At 36.8% G+C, this 17317-nt stretch carries 16 protein-coding genes; 10 read left to right on the top strand and 6 right to left on the bottom strand.

Translation table 11 applies throughout. The features are described 5' to 3' along the window. The first annotated feature begins 192 nt into the window (after positions 1-192). On the top strand, positions 193-822 hold the full coding sequence (locus tag DIU38_RS31110; protein WP_112653944.1) for a hypothetical protein: 630 nt from the start codon (positions 193-195) through the stop codon (positions 820-822). A gap of 94 nt (positions 823-916) precedes the next feature. Here the strand turns inward: DIU38_RS31110 and DIU38_RS31105 are convergent, their stop codons facing one another. Continuing rightward, entirely contained in the window at positions 917-1528 is a 612-nt protein-coding gene (locus tag DIU38_RS31105; RefSeq protein ID WP_112653945.1) for a helix-turn-helix domain-containing protein, read from the bottom strand. 873 nt (positions 1529-2401) lie between these two features. Between DIU38_RS31105 and DIU38_RS31100 the strand changes: the two genes are divergently transcribed. Genes DIU38_RS31100 through DIU38_RS31090 form a run of 3 tightly spaced genes read left to right on the top strand, consistent with a single transcriptional unit; the run spans position 2402 to position 8336 of the window. After that, positions 2402-3760 carry a redoxin family protein gene (locus tag DIU38_RS31100; RefSeq protein WP_112653947.1) on the top strand — a complete coding sequence of 453 codons (1359 nt, stop codon included), beginning with the start codon at positions 2402-2404 and terminating at the stop codon, positions 3758-3760. Beyond that, complete coding sequence (locus DIU38_RS31095) at positions 3757-6954, top strand: SusC/RagA family TonB-linked outer membrane protein (protein WP_112653948.1); 3198 nt, start codon at positions 3757-3759, stop codon at positions 6952-6954. The genes DIU38_RS31100 and DIU38_RS31095 overlap by 4 nt, the downstream gene beginning before the upstream one ends. Before the next feature lie 26 nt (positions 6955-6980). Further along, positions 6981-8336, top strand: coding sequence for a RagB/SusD family nutrient uptake outer membrane protein (locus DIU38_RS31090; protein WP_112653949.1), 1356 nt, complete (start codon positions 6981-6983; stop codon positions 8334-8336). Positions 8337-8376: 40 nt separating this feature from the next. On the opposite strand, the gene DIU38_RS31085 is transcribed toward DIU38_RS31090, so the two are convergent. The 3 genes from DIU38_RS31085 to DIU38_RS31075 all read right to left on the bottom strand — a co-directional run bounded on the left by DIU38_RS31085 (position 8377) and on the right by DIU38_RS31075 (position 9962). Further along, entirely contained in the window at positions 8377-8691 is a 315-nt protein-coding gene (locus DIU38_RS31085; RefSeq protein ID WP_112653950.1) for a hypothetical protein, read from the bottom strand. A 147-nt stretch (positions 8692-8838) separates the two neighbouring features. Then, positions 8839-9207: a MauE/DoxX family redox-associated membrane protein gene (locus DIU38_RS31080; protein ID WP_208057648.1), complete on the bottom strand. Its 369-nt coding sequence runs from the start codon at positions 9205-9207 to the stop codon at positions 8839-8841. A 173-nt stretch (positions 9208-9380) separates the two neighbouring features. Beyond that, positions 9381-9962 carry a Crp/Fnr family transcriptional regulator gene (locus tag DIU38_RS31075; RefSeq protein WP_112653952.1) on the bottom strand — a complete coding sequence of 194 codons (582 nt, stop codon included), beginning with the start codon at positions 9960-9962 and terminating at the stop codon, positions 9381-9383. Positions 9963-10169: 207 nt separating this feature from the next. On the opposite strand from DIU38_RS31075, the gene DIU38_RS31070 reads away from it, so the two are divergent. The 4 genes from DIU38_RS31070 to DIU38_RS31055 all read left to right on the top strand — a co-directional run bounded on the left by DIU38_RS31070 (position 10170) and on the right by DIU38_RS31055 (position 14250). Beyond that, a complete protein-coding gene (locus tag DIU38_RS31070; protein ID WP_112653953.1) occupies positions 10170-11435 on the top strand; it encodes an aminotransferase class I/II-fold pyridoxal phosphate-dependent enzyme in 1266 nt (421 codons plus the stop codon). Positions 11436-11437: 2 nt separating this feature from the next. After that, positions 11438-12019 carry a GNAT family N-acetyltransferase gene (locus DIU38_RS31065; RefSeq protein ID WP_112653954.1) on the top strand — a complete coding sequence of 194 codons (582 nt, stop codon included), beginning with the start codon at positions 11438-11440 and terminating at the stop codon, positions 12017-12019. 61 nt (positions 12020-12080) lie between these two features. Further along, a complete protein-coding gene (locus DIU38_RS31060) occupies positions 12081-12947 on the top strand; it encodes a helix-turn-helix transcriptional regulator (RefSeq protein WP_243770612.1) in 867 nt (288 codons plus the stop codon). 196 nt (positions 12948-13143) lie between these two features. Then, entirely contained in the window at positions 13144-14250 is a 1107-nt protein-coding gene (locus tag DIU38_RS31055; RefSeq protein ID WP_167516321.1) for an RteC domain-containing protein, read from the top strand. 111 nt (positions 14251-14361) lie between these two features. Here DIU38_RS31055 and DIU38_RS31050 read toward each other — a convergent pair whose 3' ends face one another. Beyond that, on the bottom strand, positions 14362-14691 hold the full coding sequence (locus tag DIU38_RS31050; RefSeq protein ID WP_208057649.1) for a YnfA family protein: 330 nt from the start codon (positions 14689-14691) through the stop codon (positions 14362-14364). Further along, positions 14688-15080 carry a hypothetical protein gene (locus tag DIU38_RS31045; protein WP_112653958.1) on the bottom strand — a complete coding sequence of 131 codons (393 nt, stop codon included), beginning with the start codon at positions 15078-15080 and terminating at the stop codon, positions 14688-14690. The genes DIU38_RS31050 and DIU38_RS31045 overlap by 4 nt, the downstream gene beginning before the upstream one ends. Before the next feature lie 70 nt (positions 15081-15150). Here DIU38_RS31045 and DIU38_RS31040 point away from each other — a divergent pair, with 70 nt between their 5' ends. Together DIU38_RS31040 and DIU38_RS31035 are read left to right on the top strand one after the other, a co-directional pair. After that, positions 15151-15549 carry a MerR family transcriptional regulator gene (locus DIU38_RS31040; protein ID WP_112653959.1) on the top strand — a complete coding sequence of 133 codons (399 nt, stop codon included), beginning with the start codon at positions 15151-15153 and terminating at the stop codon, positions 15547-15549. Between the two features lie 908 nt (positions 15550-16457). Beyond that, complete coding sequence (locus DIU38_RS31035) at positions 16458-17243, top strand: hypothetical protein (protein ID WP_112653960.1); 786 nt, start codon at positions 16458-16460, stop codon at positions 17241-17243. The last annotated feature ends 74 nt before the right edge of the window (positions 17244-17317 follow it).

Below are 17317 nucleotides of genomic sequence, written 5' to 3'. Positions count from 1 at the left end.
CAAGAAACTTACTAAGAAATCTCGTCAATAAATTTCAAATCCGGGCACTGGATTATGAATAGGTCGATCATAAATGAGGACATCAATAGAGTAATGCTAAGCACTTTAGTTATTTTGAAATGAATAGATTACCCTATAATGCCTTGTATGTAAGTGGCTAAGAGAGTATCTTTATACTTTAATTAATTACTAATGGAATCAGATGTCTTACTTAATAATTTACAAAAATCTAAACAGTTGATTGCGCGTTACGCTGACTTAGATTATGCGGCTTACACGCTTAAATATTATATTCAGCATTATGATAAAAAATCATTGTTTACCTTTTTATCTTTAATCCCGACGCTAATCTTGATTTATCTGCCTAAGCTTGTTATAAATTTCAGGGTCAATATGCTTATGTTTTTAATCGTCGCTGTAATATCGTTTGTTTTGCTGAAATATGGCTTCTTTAACTTATTAATACGCTTTAAACGCAAGGCATTGTGGCAAGAGAATCAGCCAAAATTATTAAACCTAATGGATAAAATGAATAATGTGGTTCATCAGTTAGATGCCTTTACCGTTCTGCCGCCAAAATACAGGACAGTTCACGCCGCAGATACCCTTGAAAGCTACATTGTCAATAAGCGCATTGATAACCACAAAGAAGGATTGAATCTTTATGAAGATGAATTGTTAAAAATGCAACAAAGGCAAAATCAAAGGGTTCAAATTCAGCAGAATTATGAGATGATCAATCAGAATAAAAAGATGATCCATCAAAATATAAAGATGATAAGAGCACAAGCTGTTACCAATGCTCTATCGATGTTTAAATAGTGGCCTCCCCCGTGTTATGTATCAAATGGGTGCAATGGTCTATCAAAGAAGATAATCATTCAAAGGATGAGCGTCTGCAAACTCTATTTCATTTTCACAATTTCAATAAATTCTTACCAGCTTTTGTGATAACATATCTCTGTTGTGGGCTATTCTTCTTTGTTTTATTAGTCAATTCCAACCATTTGTAATCTAAAAGTTTGCCAGCAACTCGTTTTAAAGTATTCGTGCTGTCGTCCATTTTTAATAGGTTAACCAAAATTTCGCTTCTACTTTTTGCTGTTGTACAATAGATGAGTATATCGATATAACGTTGAGCTTCTTTTGTGCCTATTTTATTAGCGACCAAAGGCCCATCGATATTTTTTACTTCTTCTATAACTTGGTCTATACGGCCTTGCCTCATTTTGGTAATAATCATATTACTACCTTCCTGCTGTTCAACAATATCTAAATTCAGCCAAGTTTCAACCTTGATATTAAATTGAAGAAGTATTTTTTTAAAAGTTACTAAGTTTAAGTTTTTACCCGCTTCGTAAGCGCTATATTGAGATCGAGACATGCCAATAATATTCGCAAATATCTCTGGATTAGGAAATCCTGCCTTATTTCTTAAGAATTTTAAATAAGCACCAATTAGTTGAAAAAAATAGTCATCGTCAGTATTGGGATCGTTTTCTTTCTTACCTCTGTTCGTATTCGCCATATATAAATCTGGCGAATACGGAAAGTTTTATCATCCTATTAAAGTAGGAATTAAATTTTGAAATTTGAATTATTGTAATTACATTTGAATAATCTATATATAGCTATTTACATACATATTGCTATTATATTTTTTTGTTGATTAGAAAGTTACTTATTCTATATTGATTAGAATATTGGTATTATTCAAGAGTCTCTCGTGCTAAATTCTGACAATTGCATTCGGAGGAGACAGTAGGTTTAATGCCCGTGATTCAATTTTGCGTACTTTTGTGCGTTCTATAGCGTCATGGGCCCTATTGTATACTGTTCCGAACGGGCCGTCAGAAGCCAAGCACGGCGGTATCGTAGGGCTCGCGCTATAGTAAGCCGTATATATATTGGTCGAGACTCGTTATTTATAACGAGTAAATGCGAAAACAAACTAAATTCACTTTCCTTTCTTCTAAATCGCTTTCTTTTACACAGAAAAAGATAAGCTCGTTTGTTTTTATTGAGGCAGTACAATCACAAATCAGCAACCCACAAATAGTTTTTTCATCGAATTATAATATACTATTGCCAGAGAGTGTCTACACGCGAAATAGACAACTGGTAGTCGAAGTTGGCGCTGGCGGCACCAAAGGTGCCGTACAGCACGGCTTTCGATGTTCGGATATTTCGCGCGCAGCAGACAACTGCAAACTGTTCAAAATTCGTTTCAAATCAATTATTAAACACCCTGTTTAATTTAAGCGCAAACGGCGATCAAGATCAGTTTAGTTAATTAACGGTCGCCGTTTTTCTTCAAAGTTCCTTATTAATCTAATAGCCTGTAATCAGGCGTGAAATACAAAATCTCATAAATGATTGCGGGTGAAAACCTAATTCATTTATGAAAAAAACTATACTCATAATAGTACTGGCTGCGCTTTGCCAAAATTTCCGGGCTCTGGCAAGCGTCACACACCATAATAATTACGCCCCTGATTTACCTGATACGTTATCAAAACCTGTAACTGTTGGACAGGCTATAACTGGAAACACATGGAGCGCTCCTTTAAAAATACTACAATCAAATAAAGAGTCTGTACAATCTCTAGAAAAATATCAAGGAAAGGTAATAATACTCGACTTTTGGGCTACATGGTGTGGCTCGTGTATAGAGCATATTCCAGAGTTAAATTCGCTGCAAGTCAAATATAAAAACGACTTAGCCGTAATTCTTGTAAATTCTTATAATACCGGAGATACTAAAGAAAAAGTTGTTCGTTTATTAAAATCTCAAAATAGTGAAATCAAGAATGGCTTATCGTTGCCTTGCATAATTGGCGATACCCTACTTGCTAAAACATTTCCGCATACTTTCCTTCCCCATCTTATTTGGATCGGAAAAGATGGTATCGTAAAAGCAATAACATCTGCTGAAGAAGTTACTACAAAAAACATTGACCTCTTATTGTCAACTAATGGTATTAGTACATACGGGAAGACGGATGAAGCACCTGAAAAACTGCTATACACCGATGAGAATTTGCCCTTAAATAACCTTATAGAATACAGCATATTACTCAAGGGTAAAATTGATGGTGTGGGTGGCGGATCACGGCCAAGAAAAATAAACGATACAGTTCGAGGAATGGTTTTCAGCAATCGTAGCCTTTTCACAATGTATGGAATGGCCGCAGATCGCCTTATCAAAAATTTCACACCTAAAAATATCATATTGGAGGTTGCAGATTCGTCCGTTTTTTTTAAGCCTCATTCAACATCCTTAAAGGAATGGCAGCGCACAAATTTCTATAGTTTAGACATTATTGTTCCGCCAGGACGTTTTGCGAATTTTTACGAATATATGTTGCAAGATCTGAATCGCTATTCAGGATATGTGGGGACAATCGAAACAAGGGAATTATCGTGCTGGGTTCTTCAGAGAACGAATCAAAGGGATTTGTTTTCAACGAAAAGTAACAGTTATATGAATACGTTATTCGAAACGAATAACAGACAACTAAAAAATGCTCCATTAAGAGATCTTTGCGAATGGCTAAATAGCCTCACTCCATCTAATCAACCCGTAATTGATGAAACCGGATATACGGGCATGATTGATATCCAATTCGATAACAATAGCACAAAACTGGATGGTGTCAATGATCAATTAGCCGCTCAGGGCTTACGATTAACTTTCACAAAATTACCACAAGTTGTGCTGGTAATTAAAAAAAATACCTTAAGCAAAGAATCCAAATGAAAATAATTTACACACTTCTTTTTGTGCTGATTTTAAGCACGTTAAAGACGATAGCACAAGTCACGATAACCGGGCATGTTGTTGATGAAACAAACAGGGAGCCACTTTTAGGAGTAACAGTTAAACTTCAAAACAATAAAGCGACGGCATTAAGTGACCGGGATGGGTCGTTCATTATCCGAACTGCTGTAATCCCTGACACTATTAAATTCACCAGCATTGGTTATAAAGTTTTCGTTTTACCAATAATAAAGGAAACGCACCTGCAGGATCTTTTAATTCAATTAAGTCCCGAAACAATGTCTTTAAAGGAAGTAATGGTTTCCACTGGCTATCAAACCCTTCCCAAAGAGAGAGCGACCGGTTCCTTTACCGTTATAAACAATCAAAAATTAAATGAGCAGGTCAGTACTGACATTTTATCTAAATTAGAATCAATCACAAGCGGTTTGACATTCAATCGTACAACAACTCAAACCCCATCTATTAGCATTAGGGGTTTAAGTACAATAAATGGTCCGACATCTCCATTAATTGTTGTTGATAATTTTCCCTATGAAGGTGATCTAACTAATATTAATCCTAATGATGTAGAGAATATCACTGTGCTCAAAGATGCCGCCGCCGCTTCGATTTGGGGAACGCGTGCAGGAAATGGTGTAATTGTAATTACCACAAAAAAAGGCCATTTCAATCAACCACTGCAGATTGACTTAAACGGAAGCATAACTTTAGGTAATAAGCCAGATTTATTTTACACAAAACAAATATCGTCTTCAGACTACATTGATGTAGAAAAAATGTTGTTTAGCAACGGTTATTACGATGGTAAAATAAATGATTCGTCGCACCCTGCTTTAAGCCCGGTTGTTGACTTATTGTTAGCTGCAAGAAATGGAACCATTAGCAGCGCATCAGCGAATAGTCAGATAGATGCGTTACGGAATATAGACGTTCGTAATGATTTTAATAAATATCTATATCGAGAAAGCGTTAATCAGCAATATGCACTTAGCCTTAAAGGTGGAACAATAAATCAATCCTGGCTCTTTTCGACAGGTTATGATAATAACGTAAATAATCTCGCAGCAGGTTATGATCGCTTAAATCTACATTTCCAAAATTCTGTTAATGTCTTAAAAAAATTACAGCTTAATAGTTCTTTCTACTACACTAAAAGTTTAGCAACAAGTGGCAGGCCCGGCTATGGTGATATTACGTCACAAGGTAATAGTTTATATCCATACGCAAGATTGGCTGACAATAACGGGAATCCTTTGGCTATTAATACCGGTTATGATCAGTCTTACATCAATACTGCCGGTAATGGAAAATTACTTGACTGGAATTATTATCCAATAGATGATTACAAGCATATACATAACAAAACAACTATTCAAGATATTATTGCAAATTTCTCTGCAAATTATCAATTTTTGAGTTTTTTAAATCTGAATGTTCAATACCAATACGAGCGGCAAAGCAACAACGCAAACAATTATCAGGATGCGGAAAGTTATCAGGCCCGTTCAATCGTTAATCAATTTATCCAAATCGATCCATCAGGAGCCGTCACTTACTTAGTTCCGCGCGGAGGGCTGCTTGACTTTTCAAATCAGCTAATTGAATCAAATAATATTAGAGCGCAATTCAATTTGAATAAAAGTTGGTCAAAACATGAGATCAATGCCATAGCCGGGTCCGAAATCAGAAGTGTAAATACGAACGGTAATGCAGACCGCCTATATGGATATGATGGCCAGAATTTAACTTATGGCAATGTTGATTTAACCAACCCCTATCCCTCCTTTATAGATGGGTCGCTCACGTATATACCTGATATGAAAAGCCTTACAGACACCCACAATAGGTTTGTATCTGTTTTTGCTAACGGAGCATATACCTATGACGGCAAATATACTTTTTCAATTAGCGGGCGCAGAGATGCTTCTAATCTTTTTGGTGTAAATACAAATAACCGATGGAATCCCCTTGGTTCAGCTGGATTAGCATGGGATATTTCGAGTGAGTCATTTTATAAAATATCCTGGTTGCCATATCTTAAAGCCAGGTTAACGTATGGTGTTAGTGGCAATGTTGATCTATCCAGGACAGCCGTTACAACAATCCGATACTCTTCGACTTCACCATATACTCAAACACCTGTAGCTGTTTACAGTAATTATGCAAATCCTGACCTTCAGTGGGAAAGAACAGCTATGTTAAATTTAGGAGTTGATTTTAAAATAATTAATGAACGGCTAAGTGGAAGTGTTGAGTACTATCAAAAGAAGGGCACAAATTTATACGGCAGTTCTTTAATAGATTATACATCAGGAATTGGTACTACGATTACAAAAAATGCAGCATCAATGAAAGGCCATGGAGTTGATTTAGTATTGAACTCAGTAAATACTACCGGCAATCTGAAATGGACTACCAGTTTCAATTTAAGCTTTTATAACGACAAGATCACATCATACTATTTAGATGATGATGCGGCAAATGAATTTATCGGTCCCGGTTATTTTGTGTCCGGGCTTGTAGGCAAACCTGTGTATTCTATTTTGTCGTTTAGATCGGCGGGGTTAGATCCACAAACGGGTGATCCAAGAGGATATATCAACGGAGTTGTTAGTAAGGATTATAATGAGTTGTATTATAACAGCAAAATTGGTGACTTAGTATATAGTGGTTCTGCCTTACCTACAAAATTTGGCTCAATTGGAAATACATTTAACTATAAAAGTGCATTTGTATCAGTTGTTATAACTTATAAACTGGGTTATTATTTCAGGCGAGCATCTATTGATTACTCGAATTTATTTGTTAATGGTCAGGGAAATTCTGACTATGCTCTACGCTGGCAAAAGCCCGGCGATGAGTTACGGAAAAAAGTACCATCAATGGTCTATCCGGATGTTCCAGAACGTGATTTTTTTTATAACGGTTCCCAGGATCTGGTTGAAAAAGGAGATCATGTAAGGCTTCAGTATATAACTGCCGGGTACGAATTTAACAGAAAGAGATTCCCATTGCTTCCGGTGAAATCATTGCAATTATATGCTAACTTAAGTAACCTCGGCATAATTTGGGCTGCCAATAAATATCACATTGATCCCGACTATTACTATAGTAATAACACCCTTAGGCCGCCACTTACCATTTCAGTTGGACTAAGATCATCTCTTTAATCACTTTATATCATTTTAATATTAATATGAAAAAGATTTTATATTGTTTAACTCTTACACTCATTGTATTTAGCCTGGGATGTAAAAAGTACCTTAATGAAAAACCCGATACAAAGCTGGAAATTCCAACCAGCTTAACAGATTTTCAGGCTTTGATTGATAATGTTTCAATTATGAATTTTGGTCCAAGTGCTGGAGAAACGTCTGCCGACAATTACTATTTAACGGATGCAGATTATGCTTCTCTATCACAAGACAACTATAAAAGGGAATACACATGGCAAAATGACTACCTGTTTTCCATTCTTGGTAATAATGATTGGTTTAATACCTACAGGCCAGCTTTTACCAGTAACACCATCCTGCAGAATTTAAGCCTGTCAAACTATTCTTCTGCAAGTCAAAGTACATATAATAATGTTAAGGGAGAAGCGTACTTTACAAGGGCTCAAGCATTTTTTCAGGCAGCCGATTTATGGGCGCAAGCCTACGATGTTAATACAGCTGGTTCACAATTAGGGATACCGTTGAGATTAGGGACAGATTTTAATGAGAAATCTACGAGAAGTACATTGGAAGAAACGTATGATCAAATCATTAGCGATATTAGATCCTCAATTAAATTATTGCCGGTTACACCAGCACATGTGATCCGGCCCTCTAAGCCCGCCGCTTACGCGTTACTTGCAAGGGTTTATTTGGCCATGAGGAAATACAACGAAGCTGGCCTATATGCTGACTCATGCCTTCAAATTTATAACACATTAATTGACTATAATACACTTTCCACAAGTGCAGCTTATCCTTTTAAACAATTTAATCCTGAGGTTATTCGCGAAAATAAAACCCCCGTTCCAATGCCTCTCAATAACTCACGCGCGAGAATAGATACCTTATTGTATTCATCTTATGCAAACAATGATCTTCGAAAAACTTTATTTTTCAAATCAAGCACTAACGGAACTTTTGTTTTCAAAGGTAGTTATGAAGGTGGCAGCAATCTTTTTTCAGGAATAGCAACGGATGAGATCTACCTGATAAGGGCTGAATGTTATGCACGTTCAGGCAGCATTACTAATGCGATGAAAGACCTGAACAACTTATTGATTAATAGGTTTAAGACTGGTACGTTTACTCCGTTAACGGCTGCAAACTCATCTTCAGCATTGAGTATTATCCTTGCTGAAAGGCGTAAAGAACTTCTTATGCGCGGACTACGTTGGATGGATATCAAGCGGCTTAATAAGGATGGTGCCAATATTACTTTAAAACGGCGTGTTAATGGGCAAACTTATACTTTACAGCCTAACGACTTGAGGTATGCATTGCCAATCCCGGAGGATATTATTCAAATTACGGGAATGGAACAAAATCCAAGATAATTTGAGAACGGCAATCAAAGAATTGCCGTTCTCAATTAAATTAGTCTCTTACTTCGTCCGCGTTATCCCGGATAGCAGTACTGCTATTGGCGTTTAAATAAGTTTGAAGGTCACCGTCTACTGTAATATAACAAGGAACAGCAGAGCCGGAACAGCTGGTCGGTACAGGATGGGTGGCATCAACCTTTGTGTAATTGGCAGCGCTTTTATCCTGGGATAACATGGTGCCGTTGAATATCCACTGCGCTGTCGCAAATTTGTGTTTATGTACAGGTTTAAATGCGCTTTGAGTAAAAGCTATAACTGTTCCTAAAACGATAGCTAACATTGAAATATTTAATCTTGAATTTTTCATAATGTTTAATGCTTTATTTGATCAAAAAGCATCCATAAAAACTTTAATTTTTAAATAATGTTAAATGCCTACTCTGTTTTCGGGTTTTCGGCTCCTCCTGTGCTATCTCCCGACGGTAAACTATTGTCGAAATAAGCAATCTTAAATTCATCGATATTTGGTCACCATCCTCCTTTCTCTGCTAATAGTGAATATGCCAAGGATACTTAACAGCAAAAAGAAGAGGTTGAAAAATAGGTGATTCTTCCAGCCAAGGGATTTAATGACGCCTCCGCACGAACAGGGCACACGGCCGTAGTAACCCAAAAGTACGAGGGCAATATAACCGGTAAATAGGATCATTAATACCGTTGATAGGTACAAGCCTGCTAAACGTGTTTGCTCGAATAATAACAGCAGGGCAGCAATTATTTCAATGCCCGGTAATGTCCATATCAGAACCGTGGCTAATGCATGCGGAAGGGCTTGATTATACATCTGCCCTTTGAATTGTTCAAAATCAAACAACTTGCTCATAGCAGTATATACAAAAAGAAGTATTAGCAAAAAGATAATTATATCAAAAAAATAGAAGCGTTTCATAGACAAAAGATGATAGACCAAATCTATGTCTACTTACTTTACTTTAATAGTAAGTATATCACCAATTGCTGTTAGTTTATCACTAATTAATGTTATAAAATCACTTTTTATTGTGATTTTTTTTGTTCTTTGGAGATAATACGGGTGAGGTTTTCCCTGGTCATCTGAAGATATGAGGCGATGATCCATTGTGGAACATGGGCGAACACCTCCGGGTGCTCCTTCCGGAAAAGTTGATAGCGGTGTTTTCCTTTCATGGCATGAAGTTGATGCGTTTTATACTCTTTTTGTAGAAAGCGCCGGTTGATTATGCCGACAAGCTTAATCGTTTCAGGATACTCACGCATGAACTGTTCAATCTTTAAGTAATTACAAGATGATAGTTCGCTATCAGTTAACAGTTCAATATATTCTTTTGAAGGCTGCTTCAGAAATCCTGCATAAGAGAAAATCACCTCGCCTGGATGCCAAAATCTAAGGGTATGTTGCTGACGTTGCTCATCATAAATATAGCCCCGTGCCATACCGCTAATTAGAAACCACAGTCGGTTCTCGGTCTGATCTTCACTCTGAATAATTTGGTGGGGCTTATAATGCTCCCTTGAAAGATTTATTGAAAGCTCCCTGCGCAATCCTTCAGATAGATCAGTAATACTTTCTAAAAAGCTGATAAATGGTTCTGTATTCATTTACAGAGAATTTAATTCGCAATAGGGTTAGGTTATCGCCTCGGCGAAATCCTCAAAAGCGTTTCAAAAATAAGTACCCAAAAAATAAAAAAATGGGACATGCGAAAAATATTGCCTAATAATTAAGAAAATATTAAATAAAACTTTACATGTCCCAACTTTTTAAAAAATGTACTCTTATTTTAGGTGCATAAAACCTTATACCTTATGAACATACCATATGAAAAAGCCAGTTTTAAGGATTTTGAGAACATTGAGGGTTTGGATGCTTATGCTACTGCAGAAGAGTTTACAAAGTATTTAGATTTCTTGAAAGTTAACGGACATCTTAATTACAGGATTGAATCACTATCTCCTTGTGGTCCTGAAATGGATTTGCTTTTACCTGGTGATGATGTGCCCACACGCTGCGTTTGCCTGGTATCAAACGACTACCTCAGCTTCAGTCAGCATCCTCAGATAAAGGCGGCTGTGATAGATGGTGTCCAGCGCTTCGGAACCGGATCTGGCGCATCGCCCGCGATTGGGGGGCATTTTGTTTACCACCAACAACTGGAGGAAAAGATTGCTGCCTTTTACAGAAAAAGCAATGCAATACTTTACACAACCGGTTATACGGCCAATAGCGCTACCCTGCAATGTTTATTACATAAAGAAGACTTGGCCATCTTAGATATGGCTGTCCACGCCAGTGTTTATGAGGGGTGCCTGACTACCAATGTAAAAACCTTCTTGCACAACAACATGCAGATGCTGGAACAAGTTCTTAAAAACGCTCAGGATAAATACCGGACAAAAATGGTGATCATCGATGGCGTCTACAGTCAGGACGGTGATATCGCTGAACTCAATGAAATTATTAACTTGACCCATAAATATGGTGCTTATTTAGTAATAGACGATGCTCATGGCATAGGTGTAATAGGTGATACAGGTCGAGGAGTAATTGAGATGTATAACGCCTTCGACAAAGTGGACATTATTACCGGAACTTTTAGTAAGGCGCTGGGAAACATCGGAGGTTATGTAGTCGCCAGCTCTGAGATCGTAACTTATTTAAAATTTCAGTCTAAGCAACATCTTTTTTCTACTACAGCTACACCGGCAGTCATGGGTATTCTAAAGGCTATTGATTTGGTGGACAATGAACCTGAGTGGCGCTTAAAGCTTTGGGATAATATTCAGTTTATTAAAGCCGGGTTGATAGAATTAGGATTTGATGTTGGCACAACGGCCTCTGCAGTCATTCCTGTTAAAGTCGGCGATATTCCAAAAACATTGGAAGCAGGCCGGCTTTTATTAAATCTCGGTGTCTACGCTAACCCGATTATGTACCCGGCGGTTTCTAAAAAGAACTCCCGCATTAGATTAAATATCATGGCTGGTCATACTAAAGAGCAATTAACCAAAGTGTTAGAAGCATTCAAAATAGTTGATCAGCAACTAAATATTTCAGGTAAACAAACCGTATAGCTATGATTGAAGCAATATTTGAAGATAGGGCGCACATCATTTCTTTGTTAGCAAAAGCTTTTAAAGATAATCAAAGTGTGAATTATATTGTTCGGGAGGACAATGACAAAGCAGCGCATATTCAAGCGTTGATGGAATATTCATTTGACATGTGCTTTCATTATGGTGAAATTTACCTATCTGATGATAAGTCAGCTTGTGCATTATTACTTCCTCCCAAATGTAAGCGTACTGATATGAGATCGGTGTGGTTAGACATAAAGTTAGTCTTTAATGCTATTGGGGTTAGTCGAATTGGAATAGCCTTAAAGCGTGAGAATGCTATTAAAGAAAAGCAACTCAAAGGTAACATTCAATATTTGTGGTTTATAGGTGTTGATACCACTCTTCAGCATCGAGGAATAGGCAGCAACTTGCTGAATGAGATTTTAGAAAAATCAGATTTAGAAGGAATGCCAGTTTGCTTGGAAACGTCAACGTTGAAGAATTTGCCCTGGTATGAAAAGTTTGGATTTGAAGTTTATGATAAGTTGAATTTGGGCTATCAACTATATTTTTTACAAAGGAAACCTCGTAGTTTATAAGAAGATGCTCGTATTCGGGACGCAGATCCACATTGTTACGTTTATCTTCATACTGCTGGAAATGGGTATGTTTATTTTTCAGCTTTTTTATTATTTGTTCCGGCCACAAGATCTCCAAAGAAAACTTTATCTGATCTTGTTAGCGTTAATGTTATTTTACAATATAACAGGGGGACTTTTTCCTGACCCGACCATTCATATCGATATAAGCATTCAGGAGATGGTTGCTTATGGTAGTGGTTTTTTAATGGCCTGTTATTTTCCTTATTACTTTTATAAAGCTTTTGATTTACCCACTCTCCGCTGGCACGCCTATTTTGGCGTTCCGCTCTTTTTGTTTTTACCTTATGTTATCTTCTTTATCATCATATACGCTATCAATGGCAATCTCAACGTAGATATTAAATATGGAATGATTGCCCCGTTTATTTACGCTCTCGTTCTGCTATGGGTTATGTTCATGGCTATCCGTAATAAGCATCGGAAAGAAAGAAATCAAAGTAAATATTTCGAAGAAATATTTATGTATGGTGCGGTTACGCCCTGGGCTTCCCTGGCATTTTTTGGCTTGGTGGAAAGCAGCCAATTAATTGAAGTTTTATGTACTAACACCGGAATTATTGGAATCACAATATTGTTTATCTGGAGATCGGTAAAAAGTGCGAGACAGGAATATGAAAGGCTGCTACAACTGGGAGAACATCAAACCAGCACAGAGGTTTTTGAGGCAATGTGTCGATTTTACAAATTGACAAGTCGGGAAATTGAAATTGCGTTGTTGGTTCGCCAGGGCTTAAGTCACAAAGAGATTTCGGATAAGTTGTTTATAGCGCTAAAAACTGTGGAGAATCATATCCACAACATTTATGAAAAAACACGGGTAAAAAATAAAGTTGCTTTAATTAAAAAACTGTCTCATAACGGCTAACAATTTTCATAGTGGATTTCACCTATTATTTCTAAATAAGGGAAAACACCTATTGTAAACAATAATTACCACAATCACATTTGCCTTAACTATAAGGTTAAAATACCAGCATTTCGGTTAAAATAATCTAAAAGTGCCTAACAAGCAAGTGACGCCTATTCGCAATTATATTATGTTTTAAATTACTATAATGTGTATGGTGGAACTGTTAACACAATTATTTAAACTATGGGAAAATTCTCATAGTCTTAATCTTGATAATGACTGCCGTGAAAAGCTGATTGATGATTGGTCAAAGTTATGTTGGCGGATACAAATTCAAATGCTTTTGGAACCGGCTGAAAAAGCTGCTTACATAAATGCGATAGCTGCGTTAAGTGAACAGATATATATCGTATATCGGAAAAATGCAGACGCTGATTATTTACGTAAAATACTTTCAGATTTAGAGTCGTTACTTGAAGATCGGGATCAGTCAACTATGTTTAAGGTCAGCCATTTCAAATCAGTAATCGCTGCCGAAGGGAGAAATATTATTTTTTCTATGAAATATAGGGAAATCAATATTGATTTGATTAACATCTTGCAATTCGCGTTTAATGACATAAACAGAAATTATCCCATTTCAAAAAGAACTACTGATTACCTACAAGCATTTTCATTTTGGATCAGCCGTCAACGTTTGTTGACCGCAGATCAGTTGATAGAACACCTAATCCTTATCAACTTCAATCATCCTCAGCTTGTAGAATATATTGTTAAGTTTTACGAAATAGCCGAATACCCAACTACATTGGAGCAATTATATGCAATGCAAAAATCCTTAATGGAAAAACAACGCCATTTCGAATACTTAAATCTGCTTTCATCAGAAACCCTTTTTTCTGGCAGTTCAACCATTATAAACTATTTACTTGACCTGGTTAGGGTCGATTTGGAATTTGTCCGTAAACAAATGAAGCGTCACCTGGTAGAGGGCAAAATGAGAGATTCACTACAACTTCCTCCTTCTTCAATTATCAATAAAAAAAGGCTTACCAAATGGCCGTCAGATAAGTCTGATTTGATCGAACTCGCTTATGCCATGTATATCTATATGCGCAAAAGAGGTGCACTGATAACAATTACCATGCTGGTTAAATGGTTTGAAGATGCATTTGGTGTTAACTTATCAAGATATTCACATCGTTTCGCAGAAATCAAAATGCGTAAATCTACCCGCCCCTCGAAATTTTTGGATACAATGGTTAATGAATTTCTTGATTATATTGAAAACAGCGATGCTTTTCAAACAGATTCATAATTGTAATTTAGGTTATTTAAAAACTTGTGACTGAATATAAAAGTTCAGATTCAATCACGTGCTTTATTGTCTGAAGGAATACTGACTAAAGCTAAATCTGTAGAAGAAAAATTATTTCCGGGGCATATATATAATGATGCAGGCGCCGATCACGGCTACCAGTGCACCGATCACATCCCAACGGTCGGGTTTGAACTCATCGACTTTCCAGGCCCAGATCAGCGCCATAAGAATGAAAATACCGCCATAGGCTGCATAGACCCTTCCAAAGTTGGCGGTTTGCCAGGTAGCGACAACGCCGTACAATGCTAATATTAAGGCGCCAATGATGCCCCACCATATAGGTTTGCCTTCTTTTAGCCATTGCCAGACAAGGTAGCCACCACCGATTTCAAAAACGCCGGCAAGTATGAAGATAAATAGTGATTTTAGATAATTCATAATTCCAATTCAGATGCAATAAACCCTTTTACACCCTTTGCTCCGGTGATCTTTAGCCACGCTGTTTGGTCGTTTCTAACGTCGATGCTAAAGTTAAAAAAATCACAGCACTGGCGCTCGGTCTTGATAAAATCGGTTAGTAGATCAATTTGATGGTCACTGCCTTCAAAACGGTATGCGTAACCATTGGTTAGCTCTTTTTTTTCTTTAATCAGCTTTTTGATCGTTGCAATGACCGTAGTTTTCCTTTTTTGCAGTTCAGGTGTTGTAAGCTTACAGATCATCGTTTTTTTAGTCATTGTAACAGGCATCTTGAGTTTATTGGTTTGTGCGAAACTGTTACCGTAAATGCAAAGGCAACATAGCAGTATAAGGCTAATTTTATTCATAACTTTTAAATTATATTTACAAATATAAACCGTGGAGTATAGTCCACTGTCAAGGTTTATTTTATAAAAAATGCTGATAGGAGAATTGGTTGCAAAAACAGGCTTTAGCCGGGATACCATCCGCTTTTACGAAAAGCAGGGGCTAATCATTATTGATCGTAAAGAACGGCGCAATAATAATTACAAGGAATACTCTGATGCAATTCTGCAAAAGTTACTGGTGGTTAAAAAACTTAAGGGGTTTGGCTTTACCTTGAATGAAACTTTAGATTATTTGGAATTAATTGACAATAATGCCGCGTCTTGCGCAAGTGTAACCGATAAGGTAAATGAGAAAGTAAAGCAAATCGAGCAAAAAATAACCGAACTGCTGGAACTGCGCAATTCAATGATTAATATGGTAACAACCTGTATTAATTGCTGTGAGCCTGCTAATCCGGAGGATAACTGTCCAATATTTACGGACTAATCAAGTGAAATTTTCAAACCTCACAGGACGGAAATAAGCAAATTCTTAATTTTAATTTTAAGCTACACCGCCGCCTTTCAACCCTTTTCAAGAACATCACTTTATTTAACATAACTTTTCCGGCCTTTCAGAAACATCATAATTATTCTGGAACGGATTGTGTTTTGCATAACCTTATTCACTGCATCGGTAATTTCAAACAATGAAAAGTTTTAAGCGCCGCGCTCATGTTATTTGCTTTTCTGAATATAATGGGAAATATTTTCTTGATTTTATCGAGAAACAGCTGTTCTTTCCAGCGCAGTTTCGTTAGAGTAACCCATGCATTTAAAAGTTTGCGATTATCATCAAATTATGCGATATTTGGTTAAGCTTCAGTTATAAAATTATTCGTTGTCCGTTCTTATAAATTGTCGCCCGCAAATGTTTTTGATAAAATTGTCCGATAATTGTCGGTTTAAAAATATCTGCTGCAAAGTAACTGATTTTAAGTTACTTATGATTAATTAGCATCCGACTGAAAATCCTTGTGTCACTGGTTCGATCCCAGTTGGTACCACAGCAAAAAAAGAAGGTCATTTTTCGATAAGAAGATGGCCTTCTTTCTGTTTAAAGGCATCTTTTTCTCTCCGACTAAATATTGATTGACTTTCTCTTTGCACTGTATTTATTTAAACAGCCTTACTTCCATTTAAATACCTCATTAACAATATATTAATAATTCACTAACAAATTGTTTATGATATATATTATTTGTAAGTTTATGTAACCAATTGCATTATTTATGGTGATAAAATTTTAGGCATTATTTTGTCTTACCTGGCTCTTTTACCAAGAAGTTGTCGCCCGCCAAATAAAACCGCTACCAGACGAAGTAAAGCCTTATATCATATTAAACCTTAAGCATTATGAATAAGATTTTAGTTTTCGCAGCTTTATTTAGCTTCCTGATTTTTGGATGTAAGAAAAAAGAGAAGCCGTCCGAGGCAGGCCTCTCGGGTGTATATGAACTTGAAAAACAAGTGCTTGATCGAGGAGGCAAAGACTCTGTTATTAAACGAACGCAAATTAAAATCTACACAGATCATAACTATTTATACGCCAGTATAGTTCCTGATTCATCTGTTGGGTTTGGTGTGGGCACTTATACACTTGACTCGGCTAACCGACTTAAAGAACATAGTATTTACACCAGCAGAGCGCTCGACTCATCCCTAACGTATAATCTTGAGGTTACAAAAAAACCTGATGGTTATAGCCAAGTGATTCCCGACTTTGCCACGGTAAAAGGTATAAAATATGCATTGAAGGAAGATTATAAAAAACTCCCACCGGCGGATAGCTCAGTACTTGACGGCTTGTGGAAAATGGAAAAAACCTACACGATAAAAGGCAAAGACACAATCCCAACTGATGTAACGCAGTATAAAATATTTTGGGGAGGGCATTTTATTTTCGTCCACAGGCTCGCTCAAAACAAGGAAAAAACCATCTTTAAAAATGGGTTTGGCACCGGGGTATTTACTTTTAGTAATGATACGCTTAGGGAAGAAGAGCAAATATCAAATTACCGGCTTCTTCAGGGTAACAAATTTACTGTTAAAGTTACGATGAATGGTCATGACCAATATACCCAGGTGATTAATAGTGCTACAAATGGCCAATCTGTAGAAATCTACAAGCGAGTCAAATAAAAATTCTTTATTTAACCTTGTGTCGCTGGTTCGATCCCTGTTGGTGCCACAGAAAAAGAAATCCTCTTAGTTAA

It is taken from the genome of Mucilaginibacter metallidurans (assembly GCF_003286435.2).
Lineage (GTDB): Bacteria > Bacteroidota > Bacteroidia > Sphingobacteriales > Sphingobacteriaceae > Mucilaginibacter > Mucilaginibacter gossypii.
The sequence above is the reverse complement of the archived record's forward strand: the minus strand, read 5'-3'. Positions and strand labels throughout refer to the sequence as shown.